The organism is Dialister sp. UBA1703, from assembly GCA_002320515.1.
In the GTDB taxonomy this organism is placed as follows: Bacteria; Bacillota; Negativicutes; order Veillonellales; family Dialisteraceae; genus Dialister.
The window spans coordinates 1-5,932 of record DCJJ01000069.1; the positions used below are offsets into that span (position 1 = coordinate 1).

Sequence of the window (5,932 nt, forward strand, 5' to 3'; positions counted from 1 at the left end):
CATGACGAAGCAGTGCATAAAAATTCTTATAAAAGCAGACTCTGCGAATTAATCAGTGCTTCCCTAGCTCACTAGTACACTATAGTCCACCAGCCTACTAAATCGGTTTTATTCATACTGGCGGCGGAGCCGCCCACCACAACCCTCACGGCCAAATGCCGTGTCAAACCTGAGAACCCTCGGGGCGAAAGCCCCGTCAAACCTCTGAACCCTCACGCCCTTCAGGGCATGTCAACCTCCTCATATCATCCGGCACTTCTGCAGTAAAAGTCTTCCCGGAGAGGGCTTCCAAAGTTCCGGTGAGGACCGGGAAGCGGACTTTGCCTGCGTGGAGGAGCTGCCTTTTGATATGATTTCTTTCGGAAAAGGCTATGCTTTCCTTTGTACCGTATTTCCGGTCCCCCAGAAGGGGATGGCCGGCGTGGGTGAAGTGGACGCGGATCTGGTGGGAGCGGCCGGTGATGAGATGAACCTGTACCACCGAATAAAGCGCCCCTTCCGGATACAGGGCTCCGTCAAACCGGGTTTCCACCAGTCTGGCCCCCGGTTCTTCGTGGTCCAGATAGGAAACCCGGTTTTCCCTTTCGTTTTTGATCATCCACCCTTTGAAAGTGCCCTTTTCCTCCGTCTTCCCCCAGACCATGGCGATATAGGTTTTCTCTATCCTCCGACTCCGGATGAGTTCGCTCAGTTCCTGCAGGGCAGCCATATTTTTCCCCGCCAGCACGATGCCGCTGGTGTTCCGGTCCAGCCGGTTACAGATGGAAGGCCGGAAGGCGGGGGTGATTTCATTTCTTAAATAGGCAAGGAGACCGTCATTCAGAGAAGGACTGCCGCTGCCGTCGCCCTGAGAGAGGAGGCCGACAGGCTTGTTCAGCACCAGCACGTTCTCATCTTCATAAACAATGCAGGAACGGAAAAAGGAAAGAGACTTTTCCCCCGCTTTCCTTACTTCTCTCTGAAATTTTGAAATAGTATCATCGGAAAACCAGACATCGATCCGGTCACCGGCAGAGAGCTTCTCTTTTCCCTCCATCTTTTTCCCGTTGAGGGTAATATTTTTCTTCCGCATGCCTTTCCGAAGAAGGCCGGAAGCAGCCTCCGGAAAGAGACGGGTCACGTACTTCCAGGCTGTGGTGCCCGCTTCGACCGGGGATACTGTCCAAGATTTCATAACCTCACCTGCCTGTCCTCATAAAGAAATCCCGCTTTGCGAAGCCCCTCTTCCACCATGTCCATTTCCTTCTCCCCCTTCGTTTCGATAAGATGACTGTGAATGCCGCCGCTTATGGTAGAAAGAAGGGGCGCTCTTTTCATCTTCATACGGCGTATGAAATCATCCACGTCGTTCTTGTTTTTGATTTCCAAATTGGCGGTGATGCTGCCATAGATTTCATGCTCCACAGATACATTATGCACCATGCCGCCCAGGGAAATAATGAGCCTCAGCTCCTCTGCAGTCCGCCGGCGTTTGTGGAAACACACCAGGGTGCGAAGATATCCCCGGGGCTCCTTCTTCATGTAATACCCCCGGGGCGTGGAAATGACAGGCACGCCCCCTGCCTTCAAAAGAGCCACATCGCCTACAATGATCTGTCGGCTCACCCCCAGCGCCTTCGCCAGCTCCGTGCCTCTTACCCTTTCTCCCTCTTTCAGAATGTCTAAAACCCTCAGCCGCCGTTCCTGTGCGTCCATCTCTACCACCTCTTACGAGTATTGTATCACATGGGGCCACGGAGTGGCCCGAGTTCAAAAGGTTCAAAGGGGAAGGTCCCTAAGTTTGGCAGCATCGATGGCGCTGAGGGTTGCGGATATCAGCTGGCACGGCAATGAAATTTATATGCCGCCTACAGCCACAACCGAAATTCTTCTCTGGCGCTCAGGATGACCGGCGGGAGGCGGGACTCTTCAATGCCAGCCCCAATTCCCTATCCCCCCCGCTCTCAGCCGCTCCGCTATCCCCCTACTATTTCCACCAGTTTCTTCCTATCTGTCTTCCCTGTAGAGGTTCTGGGAATGGCGGGAAGGGAGATGAAGCGGGAGGGAATTTCCCAAGGCTTCAGGTGGGCGGAGAGATTTTTTACGATATCCCTTGTTTCCCTTTCCGGGCCTGCCAGGAAGGCGATGATACGGTCGTCGCAGTTTTCCTGTTTCATGGCCATGACTTCTGCGTCTTCCACGCCTTCTGTCATAAGAAGGGAGGAGAGGACTTTCTGCCGGGGCACGTGGTTTCCCTGGATATGGTACATGTCTTCCTTTCTCCCCAGGAAGTGGAGGTTTCCTTTTTCGTCCAACCTTCCCAGGTCGTGGCAGGTACAGGGCATGGAAATGCCTTCTATGCCATAGGGGGTGTCCACCATGATTTCTCCCTTTTCGATGGACACTTTGACGCCGGGGAAGGGGCGGCCTACGCTGTCCGGGGCCTGGAGGATGTCTTTCCCTTCTATGTAGGAAATATAGGAGAGTTCCGAGGCGCCGTAGTAGAGTATGACTTTGGCCGCCGGAAATCTTCCTGTGAGCCGCCGGAAAAGGGAGGCGGTCATAAGCTGGGAGCCGGTGAGGATGTGAGTCACGGTTCCCGCCTTCCCTTTCACCTTGGACAGGGGGGACAGTTTGGAGGGAATCATGTAGATATGGGTGATCCCCTCTATCTGAAGGCGGTCCATCCATGCTTTCGGGAAAAGGCGATTTGTACCATAGAGGGAGGCGCCTTCGGAGAGGAAGTCCATCACCATGTTTAGATTGCCTGTGAAGGCCAGGGAGCCGTGGAAGAAGAGGCGGGATTTTTCGTCCACTTGAAATATGCGGTCCTGCACAGGGAAGAAGTCTGCCCAGCTTTCATCCCTGCGGTAGAGGACTTTGGGAAGGCCGCTGCTGCCGGAGGTGAGGACGCCGAAGCCGGCAGCAAGAGAGGCGGCTTTCCCTGCCCGGAAATAGAGATTTCCTTCTTTTTGAAGCTGCAGGGATGGAAGGGGGCTGTCGGATAGGATGGCTCCTATCTGCCTTTCCTCCATGAGGGCTCCGATTTCCTCTTCCTTCAGGTATTCATGGAAAAGGACGGGCACCATGCCTGCGTATTCCGCCGCCAGGAAGTAGAGGAGCTGTTTTTCATTCCGGTGCATGTAAATGGCAAGGAGGGAGGAGGCAGGCATATGGCTCCCCATCCATTCTTTCTCCTCTTCCATCTCTTTCAGGGCTTCGCCCCAGGTCATAGTGAAATCGTCTCCTCTGTAGAAGAGGCTGTCCGGCTTTTTCTTTCCCCAATGGAGAAGAAATTCATAAAGTTTCAAAATACTGCCTCCCAGGTCTTTTCTTTTAGCGGTTCTTTCCGGCCGCTCCCCCACGAGCGGATAAGGATGGCTTCCCCTATACCGCCGGCGGCAGGAATGGCAGCCACGCCATAGCCGCCTTCCTTTTCCAGGATTTTCGTGAGGTGAATCATAATTTCCGCGCCGCTGGCGCCGTAGGGGTGGCCGTAGGCGAGAGCCCCTCCCCAGCAGTTCAGCCGGTCTGCCACGTCTCTGTGCTTCTTCCGGAAAGCGGCGCTGATGACTGCAAATGCTTCGTTGTACTCAAAGGCCGTCACATCGCTGTAGAAAAGTCCCTTATCCCGAAGGAGGGCGGAAACGGCTGCGTCCGCCGAAAGGGGCGGCGTGGCCGGGTCACTCCCCACCATGGAAAAGCCTTCGATTTCCGCCATGGGGGGCATGCCCCTTTCCTTCAGCCACCTTTCGGAAGCCAGAAGGACGAAGGCGGCGCCGTCATTGATGGTGCAGGTATTGGCGGCGGTCAAGATGCCGTCGGGGAAATCGGTGACCCTGGGCGCCCTTTCTAGAAGTTTCGGGGACATGCGCTTCCTGATGGCTTCATCCCGGCTGCTTCCGAAAAGGGGGAGAATCACATCATCCAGAACCCCCTCCTCTGCCGTTTTCTTCGCCCTTTCCTGGCTCAAAAGGGCCGCCTCATCCGCTTCCTCTCTGGAAATACCGGCCGCCTTCGCCGCCCTTTCCGCCCCCAGAAGCATGGCGTCGTCGGAGTACTCTCCGGGGCGGAACTGGGCTGCCGTGAAGACGGGATTTCTAAGGCCACTCCTTTCATCGTTTTCCGCATACCGGCGCACCGGCTGGAGGGACGCACTTTCCGCCCCTCCTGCCAGCACCACGTCCCACTCCCCCGCCATAATGGCAAGGGCGGCCATGTGGACAGCCGCCAGTCCCGAAGCGCACTGGAGGTCAATGGTCAAAGCCGGCACCCGCTCCGGAAGGCCTCCTTCCAGAAGAAGGAGACGGCCTATATTTCCTCCCGGCCCCACCGCATTGCCGCAGATAAGGGCGTCCGGGCCGGTAAGGTCATACCTTTCACAGAGCGCCTTCGCCACCATGCCTCCCAGCACCTCAGGCCTTACTTTTTTAAAAATACCGTTCCGGATGCCTATATGGCTTCGAAGCCCGCCCACAAGAAATACCCGGTTCATCCTATCACCGCCTCAAAACATAATACTTCAGAAATCCCCCAAAAGGTCTTTCCCTCCTCCTTCAGATACACCGCCTCTCCTGTGTAGAGGGGATGGTGGAAACGGATGCGGAGGGTATGGAAATCCCGCCCCTCCGCCAGGGCCTCCACCAGCTGGAAACCGCTCACCACCGGGCGGCGGGCCTGGTGAATCCCATTATGGTCTCCCATAGAAAGGCTGAAGGCGTGGACCTCTCCTTCTGAAAAAGTGCGCCAGAGTCTCCCCTTCTCCCCCGTTTTCTCCTTTCCTTCCCCATGGGAAAAGGGAAAGAGGAGAATTTCCATCCGCTCATTTCCCCCAAAAGCAGAAACTTTCAAAATCCTCCTGCCCGAGGCGGAAACGAAATAGGGCCCGCCGCAAGCCCCCTCCCCCTTTTCATAGTTGAGCTGCCCCATGACCATGCCCTGCCACTCCTCTTTCCAAAGACCGCAGAGGGCTTTCATGATTTCCTTCATCTTTTCTCCTTATAAAAAAAGCAGGAAGCACCGCTTCCCGCTCTGTTTCCTCAAAACTCCCCGATAAGCCTTCTTCTGTACTTGCTGACCAGGAAAGAAGCCAGCAGAATCTTTGCGAAATCGCCGGGCAGGAAGGGGAACATGCACATCACCATGGACGCCCAGATACCGGTGCCGGTGAGGAACATAAACCATGCCAGCCCCAGAATGTAGCACACCGCCGTACCTGCAATGGTGGCAGCCATCATATTCTTAAAAGAATACCCAAGCTTCTCCGATACCAGCCCCACCACAAAGGCCATGGGCGCAAAGCCGATGATAAATCCGCCTGACGGTCCTGCAATCACCGAAAAGCCGGCCCGCATCATGGAAAACACCGGAACCCCTGCCATGCCGAGAAGAAGATAAATGATAATGGCCAGAAGCCCGTACCTCTTCCCCAGGAACCCGCCGGCCATGAGCACCGCGAAAGTACCAAGCGTAATGGGCACCGGCTGGATAGGAATGGTAATCTGCGAACAAACTGCCGTAACAGCGGCAAACAGGGCGCACAGCACCTGCATACGGATAGAATGATTCTGATTCATAATGACCTCCTATTGATGGATTCATTATAGAATCATCGGGACTGTTTGTCAACTGTCTACGTTATGTAGTTTACAAATGGTGACGATTGGGTGCCCCCGGAGCCAGTGCAAGAGTTGCAGTGGCAGCTTCGCTACCGGTAAAAAGGGGCGCGGCTGACGCCGCAGGTTGAGTAGAAGGGTTGTGTTTCAAGGGGCGGGGAAAAGGTTCTTAAGTTTGACCGGCCCGCTGGGCCGGAGGGTTCTTAGGTTTGACGGCGGCTCCGCCGCCGAGGGTTGTGGTATCGCCCTTCGGGCGATGAGTATGAAGTCAGCGTTACGTTCTTACCTCTTGTGTCTCCAAGGGTACATGACGCAGTGCAAAAGCCTTCTTCCTCTGG

General features: G+C 55.3%; 6 protein-coding genes. All 6 read right to left on the bottom strand.

What is annotated here, in order from left to right; translation table 11 throughout:
- Positions 1-196: 196 nt before the first annotated feature.
- The 6 genes from B2Y11_RS03160 to B2Y11_RS03185 all read right to left on the bottom strand — a co-directional run bounded on the left by B2Y11_RS03160 (position 197) and on the right by B2Y11_RS03185 (position 5,555).
- Complete coding sequence (locus tag B2Y11_RS03160; protein ID WP_291056107.1) at positions 197-1,174, bottom strand: RluA family pseudouridine synthase; 978 nt, start codon at positions 1,172-1,174, stop codon at positions 197-199.
- Complete coding sequence (locus tag B2Y11_RS03165) at positions 1,171-1,695, bottom strand: transcription repressor NadR (protein WP_291056109.1); 525 nt, start codon at positions 1,693-1,695, stop codon at positions 1,171-1,173. Before B2Y11_RS03165 ends, B2Y11_RS03160 begins: the two co-directional genes overlap by 4 nt.
- Before the next feature lie 260 nt (positions 1,696-1,955).
- Positions 1,956-3,290, bottom strand: a complete 1,335-nt coding sequence (locus B2Y11_RS03170) for an AMP-binding protein (protein WP_291056111.1) — start codon at positions 3,288-3,290, stop codon at positions 1,956-1,958.
- The gene (locus tag B2Y11_RS03175) at positions 3,287-4,474 is read right to left on the bottom strand and encodes a thiolase family protein (protein WP_291056114.1); all 1,188 of its coding nucleotides are present in this window, start codon (positions 4,472-4,474) and stop codon (positions 3,287-3,289) included. Before B2Y11_RS03175 ends, B2Y11_RS03170 begins: the two co-directional genes overlap by 4 nt.
- Positions 4,471-4,968, bottom strand: a complete 498-nt coding sequence (locus tag B2Y11_RS03180; RefSeq protein WP_291056117.1) for a hypothetical protein — start codon at positions 4,966-4,968, stop codon at positions 4,471-4,473. Before B2Y11_RS03180 ends, B2Y11_RS03175 begins: the two co-directional genes overlap by 4 nt.
- Positions 4,969-5,018: 50 nt before the next feature.
- A complete protein-coding gene (locus B2Y11_RS03185; protein WP_291056119.1) occupies positions 5,019-5,555 on the bottom strand; it encodes a biotin transporter BioY in 537 nt (178 codons plus the stop codon).
- Between the last annotated feature and the right edge of the window lie 377 nt (positions 5,556-5,932).